Annotated in this window: 14 protein-coding genes, 2 pseudogenes and 1 riboswitch; of the genes and pseudogenes, 4 read left to right on the forward strand and 12 right to left on the reverse strand. The window is 38.4% G+C overall.

The features are described 5' to 3' along the window. Positions 1-18 precede the first annotated feature (18 nt). The 3 genes from BS1321_RS26540 to BS1321_RS26550 all read right to left on the reverse strand — a co-directional run bounded on the left by BS1321_RS26540 (position 19) and on the right by BS1321_RS26550 (position 2628). A complete protein-coding gene (locus BS1321_RS26540) occupies positions 19-807 on the reverse strand; it encodes an SDR family NAD(P)-dependent oxidoreductase (RefSeq protein WP_063233840.1) in 789 nt (262 codons plus the stop codon). A 112-nt stretch (positions 808-919) separates the two neighbouring features. Beyond that, the gene (locus tag BS1321_RS26545; protein WP_063233841.1) at positions 920-1570 is read right to left on the reverse strand and encodes a GntR family transcriptional regulator; all 651 of its coding nucleotides are present in this window, start codon (positions 1568-1570) and stop codon (positions 920-922) included. A 260-nt stretch (positions 1571-1830) separates the two neighbouring features. Then, the gene (locus BS1321_RS26550) at positions 1831-2628 is read right to left on the reverse strand and encodes a DUF2935 domain-containing protein (RefSeq protein WP_063233842.1); all 798 of its coding nucleotides are present in this window, start codon (positions 2626-2628) and stop codon (positions 1831-1833) included. Positions 2629-2970: 342 nt separating this feature from the next. On the opposite strand from BS1321_RS26550, the gene BS1321_RS26555 reads away from it, so the two are divergent. Then, positions 2971-3609 carry a formylglycine-generating enzyme family protein gene (locus tag BS1321_RS26555; protein ID WP_174524172.1) on the forward strand — a complete coding sequence of 213 codons (639 nt, stop codon included), beginning with the start codon at positions 2971-2973 and terminating at the stop codon, positions 3607-3609. A gap of 160 nt (positions 3610-3769) precedes the next feature. Here the strand turns inward: BS1321_RS26555 and BS1321_RS28840 are convergent. After that, positions 3770-3862: pseudogene (locus tag BS1321_RS28840) on the reverse strand (IS3 family transposase); the annotation flags it as partial. Between the two features lie 55 nt (positions 3863-3917). Here BS1321_RS28840 and BS1321_RS26560 point away from each other — a divergent pair. Next, positions 3918-4208, forward strand: a complete 291-nt coding sequence (locus BS1321_RS26560) for an ArsR/SmtB family transcription factor (RefSeq protein WP_063233908.1) — start codon at positions 3918-3920, stop codon at positions 4206-4208. A gap of 75 nt (positions 4209-4283) precedes the next feature. Next, entirely contained in the window at positions 4284-5603 is a 1320-nt protein-coding gene (locus tag BS1321_RS26565) for an MFS transporter (RefSeq protein ID WP_063233844.1), read from the forward strand. 555 nt (positions 5604-6158) lie between these two features. On the opposite strand, the gene BS1321_RS26570 is transcribed toward BS1321_RS26565, so the two are convergent. From BS1321_RS26570 to kdpA, 6 genes and pseudogenes are all read right to left on the reverse strand, one after another. Next, positions 6159-7670: a histidine kinase N-terminal 7TM domain-containing diguanylate cyclase gene (locus BS1321_RS26570; protein WP_232522834.1), complete on the reverse strand. Its 1512-nt coding sequence runs from the start codon at positions 7668-7670 to the stop codon at positions 6159-6161. A 313-nt stretch (positions 7671-7983) separates the two neighbouring features. Continuing rightward, the gene (locus tag BS1321_RS26575; protein WP_063233846.1) at positions 7984-9783 is read right to left on the reverse strand and encodes a S9 family peptidase; all 1800 of its coding nucleotides are present in this window, start codon (positions 9781-9783) and stop codon (positions 7984-7986) included. 141 nt (positions 9784-9924) lie between these two features. After that, the gene (locus BS1321_RS26580) at positions 9925-12240 is read right to left on the reverse strand and encodes a histidine kinase (protein WP_063233847.1); all 2316 of its coding nucleotides are present in this window, start codon (positions 12238-12240) and stop codon (positions 9925-9927) included. Positions 12241-12303: 63 nt separating this feature from the next. Then, positions 12304-12860: pseudogene (gene kdpC / locus BS1321_RS26585) on the reverse strand (potassium-transporting ATPase subunit KdpC). Positions 12861-12887: 27 nt separating this feature from the next. Further along, positions 12888-14927 carry a potassium-transporting ATPase subunit KdpB gene (kdpB, locus tag BS1321_RS26590; RefSeq protein WP_063233848.1) on the reverse strand — a complete coding sequence of 680 codons (2040 nt, stop codon included), beginning with the start codon at positions 14925-14927 and terminating at the stop codon, positions 12888-12890. Positions 14928-14949: 22 nt separating this feature from the next. After that, positions 14950-16623: a potassium-transporting ATPase subunit KdpA gene (gene kdpA / locus BS1321_RS26595; protein ID WP_063233849.1), complete on the reverse strand. Its 1674-nt coding sequence runs from the start codon at positions 16621-16623 to the stop codon at positions 14950-14952. A gap of 609 nt (positions 16624-17232) precedes the next feature. Beyond that, positions 17233-17374, reverse strand: a riboswitch (cyclic di-AMP (ydaO/yuaA leader). 240 nt (positions 17375-17614) lie between these two features. Here kdpA and BS1321_RS26600 point away from each other — a divergent pair. Continuing rightward, positions 17615-17992, forward strand: a complete 378-nt coding sequence (locus BS1321_RS26600) for a Na-translocating system protein MpsC family protein (protein WP_063233850.1) — start codon at positions 17615-17617, stop codon at positions 17990-17992. A gap of 653 nt (positions 17993-18645) precedes the next feature. On the opposite strand, the gene BS1321_RS26605 is transcribed toward BS1321_RS26600, so the two are convergent. After that, positions 18646-19653, reverse strand: a complete 1008-nt coding sequence (locus BS1321_RS26605) for a C40 family peptidase (RefSeq protein WP_063233909.1) — start codon at positions 19651-19653, stop codon at positions 18646-18648. Between the two features lie 67 nt (positions 19654-19720). After that, on the reverse strand, positions 19721-20587 hold the full coding sequence (locus BS1321_RS26610; RefSeq protein ID WP_063233851.1) for a carbon-nitrogen hydrolase family protein: 867 nt from the start codon (positions 20585-20587) through the stop codon (positions 19721-19723). Between the last annotated feature and the right edge of the window lie 33 nt (positions 20588-20620).

Raw genomic sequence — 20620 nt, forward strand, 5'->3', positions numbered from 1 at the left:
CTTTAATTTTTTTACTAATCAGATTAAAATGGCTCCCCCGTCGATTACAAGTTCTTGACCCGTAATATGGCTGGAAAGATCGGATACTAAGTACATCATTAGATTTGCAATTTCCTGCGGCTCTGCATACCGGCCATCCGGAGTCGTTGCTTCCAACTGTTTTCTAGCCGTTTCAGCTGCCGCGGCATCACCTTGACCAAATCCGCTTTCAATCGACCGCATCATAGCCGTGTTGACAACACCTGGGCAGACGGCATTCACCCGGACACCATGGGGAGCAACTTCGACACCAGCTGTTTTCGTGATTCCAAGAACCGCATGTTTACTTGCGCCATACGCCACCATATTTGGCGTTGCCAGTAAACCAGCTCCAGAAGCAGTATTCACGACCGCCCCGCTTTTTTGTTCAATCATATGGGGCAATACATGTTTCAAACCCAAGAAAATGCCGCGTACATTTATTGACATTAATTGATCGAAAACCTCAGTAGGATAATCGACAAGCGGCATTATTTTGCCTTCCCACCCTGCATTATTCAAGAAAATATCGATTTTGCCATAAGAATCTATCGTTTTTTGAACATAAGTTTTTATGTCGTCTTCCTTTGTAACATCGGCTTTAACGAATTTCGCTTCGCCGCCTTTTTCTTTGATTTCATTTACCGTTAACATGCCAGCCTCTTCGGAAAGGTCTACAACAACCACTTTGGCTCCATTTTCTGAAAGTGTTATAGACGCTGCCCGGCCGATCCCCCCGCCGCCACCGGTAACAATTGCTACTTTTTCTGTAAAATCAAATGCTTGCATTATATTCTCCCTTTCTCCCTTTGATCTTGGTGATGAAATTCTTGTTTGAATACGATTACATTATATCATTCTAACTGTCGATTGTCGACAATTGGTTTTAGAGTCAAAGACTCTACATCACTCCACGATTCAAAGCTTCATGAATTTCATTTTTTGCTTTAACGAAATCGTCTTCGAGAATGGCCTCAACAGACATTTTTAATCTGAAATGGAAATTTTCCATCGTTTCTGTATTCCATTGACTTTGGGCAAAAACCATGAGGATATGACTGGCTTCCTCAAAAAACCTTGATAATGCTTTGTTATTAGCGATTGAAAAAATATATCGAAATATCTGTTCAGCTTTTTTTTGATACTCCATTACATTACTTTTTTCACACTCATCTGTTGCAATTTCCAAATGCTTTCGTAATGATTGCTTATTTTCTGCGTGCCATTTCCCTTGGGAAAATTCAATGCCCATCTGAATCAGCCCGATCGCAACATCATTATATTCAATGATTTCCTTTTGTGAAAATGGTTTGACGATCGTTCCCCGCCTAGGTATTCTCTCAACAATACCGTCAACCTGCAATAGGTAAAGGGCTTCTCGTACTGGTGCACGGCTCGTATTCAATTCTTTGGAAATGTCTTCTTCGACGATTTTCTCTCCAGCTTCTATTTCCCCTTCAATGATTTTTTTTAAAATGTGTTTAGCTATTTGTTGTGGTAACGATTCTCCAAAATAAATGCCATCTGTCAAATTGGAAGTATTTCCAAACATCTTTCAGCACTCCTATACTTCTATAATTAATTTTAGTTCTAATAGTATAACATACAGATAGGAATTAACTTCCTTAAAAAATTTCAACCCACATTCCTAACCAACTAAGAAAAGCGTATTAACCGATATGGAAAAGGCTTAAAAAGGCTTGATGACCAAACGCTTCTTCGAGGAGTTATACATATCCTACTGATTGATTTTGGAGTTAAATTCAACATATAAAGAGCCCCTTTTATAGAAAGGGCTCTATGGTGTAATTTTTAATCCACTAGCCTAGGTTTCGCTGGATCGCAGTTTGGCTTTTCTGAGTCTGTCGATTCAGCGAGTTTCGTTAAATAATAACATTCTTCCCTCCACATATGATCGGCCATTAATGGCGAAAGCGTTCCAAGTGCCTGTGCACTGAGGTCAAGCTCCTCCACTTCAAGCAGAATGTGCTGAAATAATTTAATTTCCAATGTAACGTCCTGATTCATTTTTTCCAATGCTGGGAATGTTGACAGATTGGTTCGTGAAAATCCAGCCATTTCAACAGCTTTTAAATAAAAATCATTAAAATGTTTTTTATATTGGTCACATCTCTCTTTTAACCTTTTTTCGATATCATCCAAATTGACTGATATTGTACCTGCATGCCCGGCTGCATCTAACAGCCAAATCAAATGATGATGAAGTTCATGAAAAACAGGCGGCATTTGATCTGAATTGAAGTACTTCAATAATCTTAAATATTCTTCTAATTCGTTTACCATATGATTAATGAATGAGGGTGAAAGATGTATTTTTATTTTACCAACGAGATGTTCTTTAATTAGGCTTAGCTTAAACTCTCGAAATCTTAATGCCTCTTCTTCCGCCATGGCAGTAAGTTGCGAAATCTCTTCCGAATTGGCTTTACCAAGGAGAGTATCAAAAATTTGAATGAATTCTGAGGCAATTTCAATGTTTTCCACTTCAACCGGAGCTAAAGACTCATGAATGAACCTGCCATGGTCTCCTAAGATTTGCAGCCAAAACCGATGCTCGTATCTTGCTGTTTTTTCCAAAAGCTCGTTCATTCGCTCTCCCCCCATGATTTAAAGTATCGAAAATACTTATGATTTGTATTCCAAAACCTGCAAACTTATTAATATTAATTAAATGGGGTCATGAAGCTTAAGCTTACTCCCTTCCCCGCACGATAGTTCATGCACCAAGAAAAATTAATGTGTTCCAATCTTAATTGCATTACATAATCACATCTACTCCGCATACCTTCTTCAAAAACGGTGTTTTTTGTACTTATTTGAATCTATATTTATATTGATTTAACGCTTTTTATTGTGGTAAAATTTGTAAAATTACAATCATTTGGAGGGGGTAGATTGTCAAAGGACATATTGAGTTACATTGACTGTCCAATGGTGAAAATTCCAGGGGGAGAAATAGAATTAAGGGACGATAGAATTAAAAGCAAATGGAAAGCTGAAATAAAGCCATTCCTTCTTGCCCGTTATCCTGTTACTACGGATTTCTACTATGCTATTACAAATAAATCAACTAATTCTTTTGATCGAGATCTAAAACCTGTTGTGAATATTTCTTGGAATGATGCAATTTCTTTTTGTAATCTACTTTCACAGAAAGCTGGACTGGGAGAGTCTTATTCTATTAATGGTGAAAACATTGTTTGTGATTGGGATTCAAACGGTTTTCGACTTCCTTCAGAAGCAGAATGGCAATATGCATGTAAAGCCGGGACTGCTGGTTATAGATACGGAGAGCTGAATAAGATTGCCTGGTATAGCGAAAATTCAGGGGGCATAATCCATGAAGTAGGAAAGAAGGAACCGAATCCATGGGGGCTGCATGATATGTTAGGAAATGTTTGGGAGTGGTGCTGGGATTTATATGATGAACAAGTGTACGGCTCCTACCGTATTTTTCGAGGAGGTAGCTGGGCTGAGGATGCCAGGGGTTGTGGAGCTTCATGTCGTCGGCGCAGCCATCCGACTTTTTGCATAGACGACCTAGGATTCCGTCTTGCCCGGTCTTTTTAACTTCAGCAATCAAGCCAACCTAATTTAAGGTTTTACAGTTTTACTAACGGATAACCGGAGTGAAAACACAGAGACTAAGCTGCATGTCTTTGTTTATGGGATAAATAAAAAGTGGGTTCATTCCACAACTGTACCCTTTGTAATGGAAAATAAAAAGAGGCTAGGCTGACTTAAGAAGGTGATCTCTGCATTGAACAGGTGTCATCTTTTTTAAGTCCATCTGGTATCTAGAGTGGTTGTAATACTTCATATATTATTTTAATTTTTTGATGCTTGACTTAATGATAATCCACCATTATGATAGTTCTATGACTATCAAACAATTTAATTCAGATGAACAACGTGTAAAAATTTTTAAAGCCTTGGCGGAAGTTAAGCGAATTGAAATCCTTCGTTATCTTTATCATGATAAAAATAAACATACTTGCGGAGATATTGAAGAATCACTCGGAATGAATAAGTCCAACCGTTCATACCATCTTAAGATACTGGGGGAAGCTGGCTTAATTGATGTAAAACGACATGGTCAATATAAATTCATTACAATAAATGAGGATATTTTTCACGAATTACTACCGGGTTTTTTGGCAACTCTTTAAGAGAGGGCTAAAAAACCATTATTTTCGATTGGTTGTTTGAAAGTTTTAGAACTATCAAATAAAGAGGTGTGAATTTTGAATACAGAGAAAAGTAATCAAACAAAAGTGTTAGTTTTAACATTATGTTTTTTAGTTATATTGGGTGTTATGAACGCTATTCTATTCAATGTAGCCTTAGTAAACATTTCAATGGATTTATCCATAAGTACGTCCCAGGTCAGCTGGATTGTAGTGGGATATTCGATGGTTGTTGCAATTGGCTCCATGGTATATGGGAAATTGGCTGATTATGTTAGTATTAAAAAGCTGTTTATAATAGCCATTTTATTATTAAGTTTAGGATCAATCATAGGTTTTAGTAATCAAACTTATTCAATTATTATTCTTGCAAGGCTAGTACAAGCAAGTGGTGGGGCTGCTTTTATTGCACTTTCCATGGTTACAGTCGCAAAAATGGTAGAATTAACTAAACGCCCGACAGCTTTAGCCATGATTAGTGCGTCTATCGCGTTGGCTGTTGGAATTGGTCCATTAGTAGGCGGAGCGATTACCAATTTAATCGGCTGGCCTTTTCTATTCTTAACTATGGTGGTTAGTATTATCGGGATAGGATTGCTTCTAAAGTTTATGCCGAAGGAAGAGATTAATCCGTCTTCATTTCATTTTGATTTTATTGGTGCTGGATTGTTATTTGCATTAATCGCTTCTACTTTATTAGGAGTAAATATAAATAAAATGCTGTTTATTCTTTCAATCGTGCTCTTGATCTTATTTAAGGTTCGGATGACAAAATCAAAACATCCTCTCATTGATATCGAGCTATTTAAAAATACAACATTTATACGCGTTATTACGATTGGTTTTATAATTAATGTGGGATTGATGGCAAATTTATTTCTTCTTCCTGTGTTGTTAGCGAAAAGAAATGGATTATCACCATTTTCAATCGGTATCATAGTGTTTATTGCATCTTTATTTAGCATTTTATCTAGTTTTGTAACAGGAAAAACACTTCCGACAATTGGGAATATTAAAATGATTTATATATCGACTATCGTAATGATTATTGGCTTTTTCATGCTGGCTTTAATTCCAAATCCGAATGTAATCATTCTGTCAATCGCATTAATTTTAACATTGATGAGTTATTCTTCCATCCAAGTGTCATTAAATACACTAGTTCCACAAACTTTAAATCCAGCTAAGATTGGAGTAGGTCTCGGCTTATATAACTTATTAAATTTTGTAGGTATGGCATTGGGTCCAGCGGCTTCAAGTAAAATCATGGAACTAACTAACAGTTATAGCTTAAATTTCATTTTAATTGCTCTCTTGATTTCTGGACATTTCTTATTATTGTATAGGCTCCCTTCAGTTCAACAAAAGGCAGCATAACTAATGAAAATGCAATGTCAAAATTAACTTATCGTACAATACTTCAAAAAATGTTGGTGGCAACTCTTTTTAATAATGGTAACCAATAACGGGTGCTTTTACGATGTAACTAAAGTCCAATATCTCGCTTACAACATCGAGATATTGGACTTTTTTTATTTGGATTTTCTTAACATTGTAAATCTACATTTTCCTGACGCTACCCCATGAAGGAAAATCGGCTTTTTTATTGATGCAACCTAAAATGTTTTTTGGAATTCGGATCTGAGTATAATGTTTTCCGCCACCATTAAATGGACGAATGTATACACGGTTCGGAGTAGCCCGGTGTATGATTCCTTAATGAGCGGTTCCTCTACTTGGTCTTTCAACACCATGCCTGCATTAATAGTAAAAAATAGGGCATTTATTATGTTTTATGGAACCTTTGGCTCTAGCTTTAAAAAGCACGTTGATTTTCCGTTTTTAATTGTATAGAGATTTCTGGAATTAATTATGAACACAATAAAAAAAACCTAGAACAAGTTCAAGGTTTAAAGGGATGGTTCTATTATCTTAGGCGATGATCTTTACACAATTTCGGCCATTCTTCTTTGCGGCATATAAGGCTTGGTCGGCCCGTGGCATCAATGTTTTGATGGATTGGCTTCGGTCACCAGCTTTAATTAAGGCATGAGTCACCCCGAAACTGCAGGTAACGGAAATCTTCTCTTCATTAACCACTGCAATGCTTTCCGAAACCTCTTTCCTTATATTATCGGCCAACTCATAGGCAGTGGGTAAAGGTGTATCCGGCAAACATATGATGAATTCTTCACCGCCATAACGCCCCAATAGATCTCCTTCCCGAATGTGTTCCTTTGCAGTATTTGCAACAAGCGTTATGACCGCATCCCCTGCTTCATGTCCAAAAGTATCATTTACATTTTTGAAATGATCGATATCAAACATGATGACTGAAACACTGCCACCTTCCATGCTTAGAACATCAAAAAACATTTCTGATTTTTTGATGAAAAATGTTCTATTCAATATTTGGGTTAATCCGTCCAAGCTGGCAAGTTGTTTCAGCTTTTCCAGCATGAGCACTCTTTCAGTTACGTCGGCGAAGGTAATGATCTGTCCGATAGGCAAGTTACTTTTGTTGAACACGGGTGAAAACCCAATATGGTAATGGACCATATCACCATTTATGCTGCAATTAAAATCACTGTCTTGCTTAAGGTCGATTATTCCCCTAAGATGATGATTCCCATTTAGCACACTTGTAATCGATTTACCTATGGAATGTTCATCCAACATGGGTATGACTTTACGCATTCCATGGTTATAGTCGACAATCAAACCCTGTTGATTTAAAACGATGACTCCCTCTTTCATACTTTCAAAGACGGTCTCCCGAGCGATCGGGGCTACATTGAACATTTGAAAAGTCAAAAGTGCCGCACCATGAAAGATAAACGTGATACTCATGGATACAGGCCCAAGATCGATACCATATGAACTTAATCCATTTATATAATAATAATTTGCTATTATAGGAATCAGCAGACCTGCCACCATCATTGATATTTGCATCCTGAATCTGAATGAAGATTTTTTCACCTGCTTTAGCAATATTATTATACTTATCATGACACATAAAAAAAGAAACAGGGAGTGAACGTAAAACCAAGGGCCGCCCACCAGTTTAATAATTGGAAAAGGACTCTCGCCTCTCAATCCCATTGATTTGTAATAAAAGTGATGAAGGTCATTAGTATAATGCATAAAAATGGTGATGAACGGTATGATGAAGAGTGCATATTTCCACACCTTCTTAATTCTATGCCCTACATATTCAATACACATCAACAAAAGGAATACTGGGATGAATGGTAAGGCCAAGTACTCGACCCTTAACCAGAATATGATTTGTTCTAAAGATGTACTGGAAAGTTCGAAAGCATAGGAAAAAGTAAAAATGGAAGACAATAATGTCACGAGTATATAGGGTTTTGCTCCAGGTGCATCTTTGAACTTTAACTGAGCAAATAAACACAGGAACAAGCTTAAAGCACCTGCCATTATAACAACGAGTATGTATAACAATAATTCCCGTGGCAATGCGAATCAACTCCGTTTAACAAAAAAATACTTTTTCCGTATATTATATAGCACTTTATGACTAGGTGACTAGAGTTTATTCTGGGAATTCTGAATTTGAAATGTCAGGGTTTATAAAAACGATATATCAGGAAGTCATGTTTACTAACTCCCCAAACCGTCCATACCAAAATAACATCCAGCTTTCTAACATGAAAAAACCTGCTCATCACTTTGAAAGTGAGTGGCAGGTTTTCCAATTCAATTGTAAATAAATGAAATATTTTGATGCGGGTTATACCTTCTCCGTTACTGCTGTGAATCGATTTAAGAATGAGAGTATTTTTCGATAAACGGCAATTTCATTTTCTTTTTTGGAAAATCCATGTCCTTCATCATCTAAAAGCATATAATCGACATCTCTTCCTTTATCCTTCAACGCTTGAACGATTTGATCTGATTCCTCTTTGACTACACGGGGATCATTCGCTCCTTGAATGACAAGCATTGGCTTTATCATGGATTCCAAATAGGTGATAGGCGAATACTCGATTAGTTTTTCTTTATCTTTTTCGGGATTTCCTACCCACTGATCCATGACTGGCTTCCAGTCTTCTGGAACGGAATTGATAAATGAGAATAGATTGGATGGGCCGAAAATATCGACAACTGCCTTGAAATAATCCGCGTGTCGTCCGTGCAGCAGAAGTGCCATATACCCTCCGAAGCTTCCGCCCATCAATAGAATGTTACCTTTTTGTGCATGCCCTTGGTCAATCAGCCAATCAAGGCCCGCTACATTATCAAGTCGTGGTCCATTTCCCCAATCTCCCTCTACCATTTTCATGAATTCCAAACCATAACCAGTAGAACCGCGGAAGTTTGGCGCAAAAATACTGTAGCCGTGATTCAGGAAAAATTGAAATGAAGCTCTAAAGGACTTCCGTTCTGCCGCTTGAGGTCCTCCATGAGGCCAAAAAATGACTTCACCATTATCATTTTCCTTTTTTGCCCTAAAAAATAACGATTCGATCTCCTGTCCATCAAAGGAAGGAAATGTAATGATATCCGGTTCAACCAGATCATTAGAATCGACGCCAGGAACAGTATTTTTAGTTAATGATACCCACTCATCACCTGACTTTTTATAGATATTATGAGGCTTGGTTGCGCTCATGCCAAATAAGTAAAGTGTTCCTGATGTAGCTACTTCAAGTTTATTAATGACGCTGCATGGAACGGGGATATTTCTCCAATCTTCATTTTGCAGATTGAATTCATATAATTGATCTTCTACACCCTTTTGACTGGTTATATATAATAGTTGATTTTCTTTACTAAATTTAATGGCAGTAAAACTCTCATTCTCCAATTCTTTAACTTTACAGAACTTGTTTGTTTCAAGGTTATATGAAGCCAAATAGGTAAAGTCCGCATCATAATCAGTCAATAAATATATCATCGAATCTGAAACAAAAACACCATCATTCACTGTGTATTGTTTCTCAGAGGGCGGAGTGAGCAGGATATCTTCGTTACCTTTTTTTGCATAGAGAAGGGTATATGTATTGGCAAAGTGTTTATAGTAAAGTAAGGTTTCTTCATCAGGGCTGAAACCAAATAAATAGGTCGCTGCATCTTTCCCCTCTAGTACCAGCGTTTCCTGTCCTGATTCTAAATCTAAACAATAGGAATTTAGAAAGGAAGGATTTCCTCTGGATGACGTGTAATAGAGCTTTTTACTGTCATTCGATAATTTTGGCATGAAATTACGTGTATGTTCATGATGGACGATTTCCTTCATTGTCCCGCCATTCAAGGGAACCCCGTAAAACTGGGTATTTTCATTACCGTCTTGATCGAAACCAGCAATTATAAACCGGCTATTCTTATCATATATCAGCTCTTGGCAGCTTTGATCAATGGATGTAAGCGGATAAGGAAAGGAGTTTGGCAAATCCATTCCCCATAAATTATACTTGCCGCTCAAATTGGTACTGAAAACCAGTTGTTTTTCATCTGGACTTACGGCAAAATCAGCAATGGAAAAAGTTCGTAAAAATTGCTCAACATCAGGTTTTGGAAAAGTGATCATCATTGGCAACCCCTTACATTTTTAATATAAAGAAAAATCCGTAATTAATTATACCATATTTTTCCTTGTAACTGCAGATAAAATGAACTCTAGAAATTCACAATCGCCATTTCTAAAAAAATGACTGCCCTGATATAAGAATTAATCAGCTACGATCAAAACATCAAGATGTCTAACTTCTCTTAGAAGATGAGCTACAATAGATGCACCCATAATTTCTTGCCATCTAGTTCTTGCTGATTGTCCTAAAATGACTTGTGTTGCTTTTTTGGACTGTAATTGTTTCTTGATCTCCTTGACCACAGATCGCCTATCCCTCGTTGTATATAATTCAAAAATGCCTCCTAAGCGTTGTGTAAGGCTTACCAGTTTATCAAGTATCAACTTTTCATCAGTTTGCATTTCAATTTGATTTTTGACGAAAATAACATACCAAACCGCTTTAAGTCGATAGGCTATGCGGAACCCCCTTCTAATTAAACGCTCAGAATCGGCTCTAAGATTGACACAGACAAAAATCACTTCATCTTTTCTCCATGGACCCCTTACTCCTTCCTTCCGTTTAATTGATTCTAATCTGTCATCCACATTATCCGCCAGTTCACGGAGCGCAAGTTCTCTCAACGCTATAAGGTTCTGTGTCTTGAAGAAATGGCTAAGGGACTGTTCCACTTTATCCATGGCATATATATTACCTTCCTCCATCCTTTTTCTGAGTGCAATTGGTGAGATATCGATCAACTCAAGCTCATCCGACAATTGGAGAATGCTGTCAGGTACCGTTTCTCTTACGGAAACACCTGTAATTTGCTTTACACTATCTTTCAAGCTTTCTATATGTTGAATATTCATCGTGGAAATAACCGAAATTCCAGCGTCCAAAATGGTCATAACATCTTGATATCTTTTTTGATTTTTGTTACCTGGAACGTTCGTATGTGCTAATTCATCTATTAAGACCACTTCAGGATTCCGAATGATAATGGTATCTAGATCCATTTCCTTCAATAATACGTTTTTATATGGAATTATTTTTTTAGGCAGGATTTCTAAATTTCCCACTTGGTCAATTGTCTCTTTTCGCCCGTGTGTCTCTAATAGTCCAATCACTACATCAATTTCGTTTTCCTTCAATTGATTTGCTTCCCTTAGCATTGTGTAGGTTTTACCAACCCCAGGAGCAGCTCCGAGATAAATCTTAAATGTCCCTTTTTTCACCCGTTCCACTTTATCGTGCATTTCATCAGCCGAGAGTCTGCGATAAGGATTTTCCTTCTTTTTTTCCGTCTTGTTAGCGGGGATGATCCTTTCACCAAATGCTTTTTCACGGTCTGCCACAATATATACATCAATGCCTTTGGATTTTCTCAATATTTTATTGACTATGGAACCGTTGACCATTTCTTCCCACACTGGCTTTTTGGATTGGCCCAGGATAATTCGAGTTATATGATGCCTCATGGAGAATCCAACTATTTCTTCGGCTATTTCGTTTCCCTTCATTGTAATTTCAATAAAACTCCCATTTAATTTATTGATCAGTTTTTGGATGGAGCTTTTAAAGATTTCTTCCTCATTTGATAGTTTTTTTGATAGTGGGATAAAGCTGGCGATTATAATCTCTCCTCCCAACCGCTTGGCAATTTGATCTCCTCTTCTTATTAATATGGAGCCATTCCAATGATATGGTACACAGACCAATATTCGTTCCGTGGCCCCTGAAGGCCCCATTAACCCTTCTAGTTCCCTGTGTTCATTCAGATCTTCTTCCACTTCTTCCGCTAAAAACCTAAGTGACAATTCCCTAAGGGTGGCTAGATTTCCGTTGCTGTAAAACTGTAACGGACCTTGGTCTTTTTTATCGATTTCCCCTTTTTGCAGACGTTTTAAAATGGCTTCTGGTGTGACGTCCAATAAACGTACTTCATCAGCCTTTGTCAAAGTATCTTCTGGAAGTGTAACGTCTACGTGAAGTGGCAGACTCAGTAATTGCTCTGCGACTTTCTTCACTCCTTTCAACTCATAAATATTTACCGTCGTAATGACACTTATTTCATTCTCAATTAATTCCATAACGTCGTCCATTCGGGTGGCGTTTTTTGAATTTATATGATTTTCATGAGCCAATCGATCAACTAAAACAACCTCCGGATTCCGTTTGTAAATCTTATCTAAATCAAGATCCTGTTCTACGTGTCCATTTCGCTCCCATTCTATAGTCGGGATAAGTTCAAGACTGCCTAATTGCTTAAGTGTCCCAGGACTGCAGGACTTGTTGACTACCCCGACAACTACATCAATCCCACGTTTCTTCATTTCATTTCCTTCAAGAAGCAATTGGTAAGTCTTTCCTGAACCACTTACAGCTCCAAGTATGATTTTCATCCTTCCCCTTTTGATATTGGAAATCGACTCTATAATTTCGTTTGTTGTTTTCCTTCGAAATTGTTCCGACATATTACCACCTCCAATTTTTGTTCTATATCAAAAGGAGAGTTGACTAATATCTCCACAACATCATTATTTTAATTCGTCCAATGCCATATTCAACTCCAAAACATTAATTCGGGGTTCACCAAAAATTCCAAGTGATCGGCTGCTCGTATGTTTTTCCACAAGAAGATATACTTTTTTTCAGATAATCCCCTTTCATGAGCAATACGGGAAACCTGTACCTTCGCGCCATTAGGTGAAATATTGGGATCAAGCCCTGAACCCGAATTCGTCATTAAGTCAGATGGTATATCTGCCTTATCGACAGTAGGGTTTTCTTTTAAAAATTTAGAAATATCTTTTTTTGTGCGATTTATGAACTCCTCATTTGAGGAAGAAAAGTTCGGCGTACCTGAACCAGCTGCATCATATTCAATAGATGAAACACGGCCTTGAAAGTACCTTGGTTCTTTAAAGGATTGACCGATCATTTCGGATCCTATAATTTCACCCGAATCATTCTTAATTAAACTGCCCCCTGCTTTTTCGGGCATCATCAACTGTGCTAATCCTGTCATAAGTAACGGATATGCCATTCCACAAATGATTAGAAGCACCAAAACCAAACGTATATTTTTTAACATGGATTCCCCCACCCTTACTTTATATTTTCAAGCTACTTTTAAGGCAACAAGAAGCAAATCAATTAATTTAATTCCCAAGAAGGGAACTAACACTCCTCCTAATCCATACAAGAACAAATTCCTGGACAATAATCTTGTAGCGCTCATAGGAACATATTTAACCCCTTTCATTGCCAAGGGTATAAGCAATGGAATGATGATGGCGTTAAATATTAAAGCTGATAATATGGCGCTTTGGGGTGTCGCTAATCCCATAATGTTCAGGGCTTTCATTTGAGGTATCGCCAACATGAACATGGCTGGGATTATCGCAAAATATTTAGCTACATCATTAGCGATGCTAAAGGTTGTCAATGCCCCCCGGGTCATGAGCAACTGTTTGCCAATGGCTACCACTTCAATGATTTTTGTTGGATCTGAATCTAAATCCACCATATTGGCGGCTTCCTTCGCCGCATTTGTCCCTGTATTCATCGCCAATCCGACATCTGCCTGTGCCAATGCTGGCGCATCGTTTGTACCATCTCCAGTCATGGCAACAAGCTTGCCATCCGCTTGTTCCCTCTTGATGACTGAGATTTTATCTTCTGGCTTAGCCTCGGCGATAAAATCATCGACCCCTGCTTCTTTCGCGATTGTTTCTGCTGTTAGGGGATTATCCCCGGTGCACATTATGGTTTTAATACCCATTTTCCTTAATTCATTAAAACGTTCCTTCATGCCTGGTTTCACTGTATCTTTCAAATATATAGTGCCAAGTATACGGCTTCCCTCTGTGACAACCAATGGAGTACCGCCTTTTTTGGCCACTTCATCACAAGTGTCTTTTAAACCGATAGGCACATTCCCTCCCTGATGCACTATATATTTCATTATCGTATCAACCGCACCCTTTCTGACCCTTTTCCCATCAGGAAAGTCCGTTCCGCTCATTCTGGTTTCTGCGGTAAATTCAATTCCTTCCGTACCGTTTTTATTCAGCAATTTTTCAGGTAATCCATTTTTTTTTACGAATTCCAAAACAGATCGGCCCTCAGGGGTTTCATCATGTAAAGATGCGTATACGGCATATTGGTTAAGCTCTTCCTGACTTATACCGCTTACTGGTATTAAGGCAAAGGCCATGCGGTTACCATGTGTTATGGTTCCTGTTTTATCTAGGATGATCGTATTGATATCACCTGCGGCTTCCACAGATTTTCCTGACTTCGCAATTACATTAAATTGGGTTACCCTATCAATACCTGCTATTCCTATCGCTGAGAGTAAGCCCCCGATTGTTGTGGGGATCAGGCAAACCAGCAAAGCTACCAGGGTAGCAATCGGAAGGGTAACATGAATATATGACGCAATCGGAACCAGCGTGGTACATACAAGTAAAAAGATGATGGTCAAGCTAACTAGGAGTGTACCTAGTGCGATTTCATTCGGTGTTTTTTGCCTTTTAGCTCCTTCGACCAAATTGATCATCCGATCAAGGAAGGATTCACCAGGGTCTGCACTGACTTTAACTTTGATAAAATCACTGATGACTTTTGTACCTCCTGTTACAGAACTGAAATCCCCACCAGGTTCTTTTATAACGGAAGCTGATTCACCCGTGATCGCCGATTCATCTATAGCGGCCACTCCTTCAATGATTTCTCCATCCGTCGGTATTAATTCGTTTGCCTTCACTAGAACCATATCGCCTTTAAGTAATTGCAAGGCATCGACTATCATTACGGACCCATCTTTCTGGATTAACCTTGCTTTAGTATCCTGCTTTGTCTTTTTGAGGCTATTGGCTTGTGCCTTTCCGCGTCCCTCTGCAAGAGCTTCGGCAAAATTAGAAAAAATGATCGTTACGAATAAAATGATGGATACTGCAATGTTATACCCCCTATCAGCCACTCCGCCAAAAAGCGCAGGAAATATAGACAGAAGAAGCGTAATGGCAAACCCCACTTCAACTACAAACATTACTGGATTGCGAGCCATAACTTTTGGATTCAATTTTTTGAGTGCTTCTTTAACTGCCTCATAAACAATGTTCTTATTTAAATTTGCTATTCGCTCTATGCTCATTTGAAATGCCCCTTTTCAACATTTATCTAATCGTAAGCCACTCCGCAACCGGTCCAAGTGCAATTATTGGAAAGAAAGTCAAAGCTCCAATAATTAAAACTGAAGCTAAAAGAATAACAAGGAACGTACTATTATCCGTTTTGAAGGTTCCGATAGTCTCTGGAACACGTTTCTTTACCATTAATGATCCTGCGACGGCGATCATGGCGATCATGGAAAAATAACGTCCGAATAACATGACTAAAGTAGTGGAAACATTCCAAAAAGGTGTATTGTCGCCTAAACCTTCAAAACCGGAACCATTATTGGCTGCAGAAGAGGTAAACTCATAAATTACTTGAGTAATACCATGAAATCCCGGGTTTGATATAGCTGCTGAACCCATTTGTGTCGCTAAAGCAATGGACGATGGAACTAAGATGATCAATGGGTGGAGAAGAATCGCTATAGCTATTAACTTCATCTCACGGCCTTCAATTTTCTTACCCAAAAACTCAGGTGTACGTCCTACCATAAGTCCTGCAAGAAATACAGCCAATATGGAATACATGAGAATATTGACCGTCCCCACACCATCTCCGCCAAATACACAATTCACCATCATCATTGCAAGTGGAGCTATACTTCCTAGCGGTGTTAGGGTATCATGCATATTATTTACCGACCCTGTAGTTGCAGCTGTAGTTATGCTAGTGAATAAAGCACTCTGAGCCACCCCGAAACGAACCTCTTTCCCCTCCATACTTCCATCCTTTTGTGAAAGGCCTATTTGTTCCAGTGCTGGATTGCCATTTTTCTCATTAAAATAAGTAATGCTTAAGAAGAGAAATAGCATGAATGCCCTCGCTGAAAATAGGATCCAGCCTTGCTTCTTATTCTTCGCCATATATCCAAACGTCAACGGGAGGGCAGCAGGTATAAGAATCATGGATAATATTTCCAGGACATTCGTGAAACCATTAGGATTTTCAAATGGATGGGCTGAGTTGACCCCAAAGAACCCTCCTCCGTTTGTCCCTATGTGCTTAATGGATTCCAGTGCCGCTACAGGTCCCCTTGCTATATTTTGGGTTGCTCCTTCTAATGTTGTCGCAACTGCCGTTGGGCTAAATGTTTGCGGTACGCCTTGGGATACTAGGACTAAACCAATCAATATCGATAATGGAAGCAAAACTCGAGTAATCGTTCGGATTACATCCACATAGAAGTTTCCTAGACTCCGCTGGCTTGTTAAGCCCCTAAAAAAAGCGATACATAAAGCAATGCCGGTAGCTGGGGTCGTGAACATCAAGAATATGATTACTGCCATTTGAGATAAATAAGAAAGTCCCGATTCTCCACTATAATGCTGTAAATTGGTATTCGTAAGAAAGCTTGCAGCGGTATTCAATGCCAACAATGGCTCCATATTGTCTATCTTACTGGGGTTGCCAGGTAACTCCCATTGGAAGCGAATGATTAAATAAGAGACAATGAACATCACTAAATTACTCATCAGCAGTGCCTTGGCGTACTGCTGCCATTTCATATCCTCCGTTTTAATCCCGGATAGCTTAAAGATAAAATTTTCCATCCTCCCAAACACGCGATCTTGTTTCGTTAATTCAAGGGAATAAACATCCGTTAAATATTTAGCCATTGGTATGGCCAATATAACCGCAATTGCCAATACCACAACGATTTGCAATAGATCCATTTACTTCTCCTCCGTTAGTCACCCCTAGTATTTTTCCGGATATATGAGGGCATGTATTAAATACAACGTTACCGCTCCGACGATTATCATTAAGAACATTTCCCTACTCTCCCTTTGAAATGACTTTATTACAAAAATGAATGAATCCTAAAAAGAGGATAAACGGTGTAACCATTAATGAAATTACTATACTATCCATTTTTCTCTCTCCTCCCGCATTAATAAATGCCTATATTCTCCTTCACCTCCTTAAAGATACGTTTGTTAATACTTTTCTTTTGCTCAGACAGACGTCCGTTAAGGCATAAAAAAATAGACCAATGTTACTTTTCCCCCAGTTTGCAGCGCTGCACAAATACAATCTCCGTCCTACAGCGTCATGAACCACGACGCAGCAGAAAAAGAAAGATATACAGAAAACAAACATTTTGTTGGAGAAAAAGTAATCATTGGTCTACTTAACGCCCAGCAAGCGATAGCGCTTACTCCACGATCCGTCTTCCAAGAAACCTTTTCAATTATAGGCATAATAAAAAGACCTACGGAAATGTCAGGTTGCAATTTTGCTATAGCATAACAAAAAAGCCTCCTGAATCAAGGTGGTCTTATGACCTCCTTCGCTTTAGCCGACGAAGTTAGCTGACGGGTAGGATGGCGAAAGAGTGTCTCATCCCTTCTGCAAATGCAGAATTAACCCCATAAATAGTGGGTCCTCCGTTCTCAATCACTTGAGATTTGGCCGGTATCTAATTGTTTTTCATGAGGATTATTGTACGCTCCTAATTAAAGGTTTGTAAACTCATCTAAACCTTTAAAAACCTCCATATCTGATTATTTAAGACGATATTTACCCAATTAATCAGCAAAAATGCTATATTTCTTAAGTTTACTAACTTTTTCACTTTTTTCTAAAGTTTTACAAACTTTCATTGACAGGAACTTGACGTCGCATTATGATAAATCCCATAAATTCGTCAGATGAACTGGAGGCATTATGATAAATACAAAAAAAAGGATCGAGGCTGAAATAAGCGAAGCATTCATTAAATTCCAGCGTGAATTGATAGGAAGAGGACCTCAGGAAACTAAAACTTATATAATCAATGATATGTTGATAACCCGTTTTAAGGGTGTCCTTACTGTAGAGGAAAAGCACCTTGTGAGTCACAATTCCGGCAAAAAACTTGTGAAAAAAATGCGCTCACTACTACGTGAAATGTATACTAAGGAATATGAAAAAATAGTTGAAGATCATACAGGTTGTAAGGTTCTTTCATCTCACAGTGATATAAGCACTAAAACAGGTGAAAGAATTGAAGTTTTCATTATGGATAAGGATTTGGAACGTCTTTTTGAAACCATCAAATAGGAAGGCGATAAAGTTACAATTCTCCCACTCGAATATTATAGTAAAATAATTTTAATGAAAAACTTTATATTTAAAAACATCAGTGGGGGAGAATCATTATTTTCCCCCACTGATGTTTTTTATAGTTTACTTTTCTTTTAACCACTTCTTTATCATCATACATTCTCCAATTAAACCACCTGCTAGAAAACATATAACAGCAGTAGAATAATCTGGGTTTTCAAATAAAATTTCAGAGATTATAATACCAATAAAAAGTCCTAATAGAATAAGCGGTTAATTTACATTTAAAATTTAACAGGAAACAGGGTCATGTCCCTACCAAAGGTAAAATCGCCATAAAAAAGCACGAATGACGTTTTAACGACATTCATGCTTTTTAAGTGGAGAATAAAAATAGTATTCATGCTTCGGACTTTTCTCGGTATTCACATATTTTTTTAGAATTTTTTTAATTATTACTGCATCTCAGTTGAGCTGCTCACGAGCCTTTAGTCATTAATCCGTCACTTGGACCACTAGTGATGCATCGTGTTTAAACCAACCATTCACTTGTTCATAGACTTCAATAGTGAATTTTCCGATTTTATTCTCCCATCATTTTCATAACCTACCAGAGACCATTTTTACTGGAGTTTGTATATCACTAAGTATCAATCGATATATCTTCTTGCTCCCGCATATTCCTCTCCGTATCCCGATGTTTTTATTTCATCTATCCTTACATGTGTAGAGCTGTTAGGCGAATGGATCATTTTGCCGTCACCAATATATATTCCGACATGATGGACCTTTCCTTTCCCTTTATCATAGGCAAAAAATAGTAAATCACCTGGTTGAAGATTTTCTTGTTCCACCTTTTTTCCATGTTGCGCCTGAATGGAAGAGTCTCTTGGGATCGTTATTCCATTTGCATGGTACATTGTATAGGTAAATCCAGAACAGTCAAATCCAAAACCGGAAATCCCAGCCCATAAGTAAGGAAGCCCTAAAAATCCTTTTCCTGATTCAACGATATCCATTCCGGTTGGAGCAGGTATTTGATTTTCATTTTGATAGACTGACACGTCCTGCTTCTCTATCCATTTTGCTCCATTACTCGGTGTCATCACCTTCACTTTATCTTTTTTCACCTGCAATAGCGGGAGGCGGGTATCGAAGCTGACCTCCATAAATTTGGACCGAAGTTTCGAATCCGAATAAAGCCAAGTCTTTGGGGCATTTACAAGGGCAAATCCTCGTTTAAAATGCTTCTCAAAAGAATTTCCGTCTTTTAATTGTGCCTTTGGCATCCATCCTGGATAACCAATATCATTGCGGGGCGTCGGTTGATTGGCAACGGCTACTTTCACCCATTCACCCCGATCTTCTAGAATCGTCACTTTTGAACCATATAACGCTTGTGTTTCCAAGTTACCCACAAGCCACAGTTTGTCTTCATAATTCATCGAGCCGATCCAGGCATTCAAATCAACAGGGTTCGATGCTGAAGGAGCATCGATTTCTCTTAATAATCCTGGCTCAGTCCAAAGAGTTGCCACGTTTACATCTACATAGGCAACTCTCTGCTTCTCTCTTGAACTAGCTTCATGGGGACTGAATACTAAAATACCGAGAGCAAATAAAGATAGCACAAAAACGGTTAACCTTTTCAAATTAATCACCCTTTCGAAATTATTGTTATTGAGTAAAAGACACTATTGTATTAATAGTGCCTTTTACAACTGATTATTTCAGCCCTTCGTATGGCTCATATTTTGCATACATATCTTTTCGGCGATTACGATCCTTGAAAGTGGTTGCCGCACCATTTTTTCGATTCTCATAAAGTTCGTCCATATCAACCGTTCCGGTAATGATTGTATGTTCATTCATTACCGCCTCGGCTACTATTCCATTTGCTGGCCAAGCGCTGTCACATGGGCTAAGTATACTGGCACGGCCGTATCCGTTCTGCAGGGGTGCCCCTGGTTCACCAACAGTGGGGCAATGAACAAAATATACCTGATTCTCGATTGCACGTGCATGTGCGCAATGGCGAACGCGCCAAAAACCAGCCTCTGTAAATGTGTATGATGGGCAAAAAATGATGTCGGCCCCTTTCACTGATAATATCCTTGATATTTCAGGTATCTCCGCTTCATAACATACCGCTATTCCTATCTTAACCGGACCCACGGAATAAACTTCCAGATCATCACCTTCAGAAGTATGCCAATTCGCTTCAGCAGGAAAGATATGAGTTTTTTTATGCTCAACGACTGATCCGTCTTTATCAAAAATGTATGCAATATTGAAGTATTCATTTTCGCGGCGTTCCAGATGCGTGCCCGCAATGATGACCTGTTTTCTTTTTCTTGAAAGTGACCTGAAAAGATCTTTGTATTGATTGGTATATTCATCAATCCTGATAACGGACGAAGCATCCTGTTCTCCAAAGGCCGCTGATAACCCGATAGTTAACAGTTCAGGAAAAATGATATAATCCGAGTTTTCTGGAACTTGGGTGATCAAGTTTTCTACTTGTTCCTGAAATTCATTGAAAGTTGACACTTTTTCTACACGAAATTGACAAGCCGTTATTTTAATTTTCACAAAAGCCCTCCCAAATCATGTTTTATCACTTCT

The sequence above is a fragment of the Peribacillus simplex NBRC 15720 = DSM 1321 genome (assembly GCF_002243645.1).
In the GTDB taxonomy this organism is placed as follows: domain Bacteria; phylum Bacillota; class Bacilli; order Bacillales; family DSM-1321; genus Peribacillus; species Peribacillus simplex.

Coding starts and splice junctions, on each gene's coding strand:
- BS1321_RS26555 (WP_174524172.1), top strand. CDS start 2,971: ATGGTGAAAATTCCAGGGGGAGAAATAGAATTAAGGGACGATAGAATT.
- kdpB (WP_063233848.1), bottom strand. CDS start 14,927: ATGAGCATAGAGCGAATAGCAAATTTAAATAAGAACATTGTTTATGAG.
- kdpA (WP_063233849.1), bottom strand. CDS start 16,623: ATGGATCTATTGCAAATCGTTGTGGTATTGGCAATTGCGGTTATATTG.
- BS1321_RS26540 (WP_063233840.1), bottom strand. CDS start 807: ATGCAAGCATTTGATTTTACAGAAAAAGTAGCAATTGTTACCGGTGGC.
- BS1321_RS26550 (WP_063233842.1), bottom strand. CDS start 2,628: ATGAACGAGCTTTTGGAAAAAACAGCAAGATACGAGCATCGGTTTTGG.
- BS1321_RS26545 (WP_063233841.1), bottom strand. CDS start 1,570: ATGTTTGGAAATACTTCCAATTTGACAGATGGCATTTATTTTGGAGAA.
- BS1321_RS26575 (WP_063233846.1), bottom strand. CDS start 9,783: ATGATCACTTTTCCAAAACCTGATGTTGAGCAATTTTTACGAACTTTT.
- BS1321_RS26570 (WP_232522834.1), bottom strand. CDS start 7,670: ATGGCAGGTGCTTTAAGCTTGTTCCTGTGTTTATTTGCTCAGTTAAAG.
- BS1321_RS26580 (WP_063233847.1), bottom strand. CDS start 12,240: ATGTCGGAACAATTTCGAAGGAAAACAACAAACGAAATTATAGAGTCG.
- BS1321_RS26560 (WP_063233908.1), top strand. CDS start 3,918: ATGACTATCAAACAATTTAATTCAGATGAACAACGTGTAAAAATTTTT.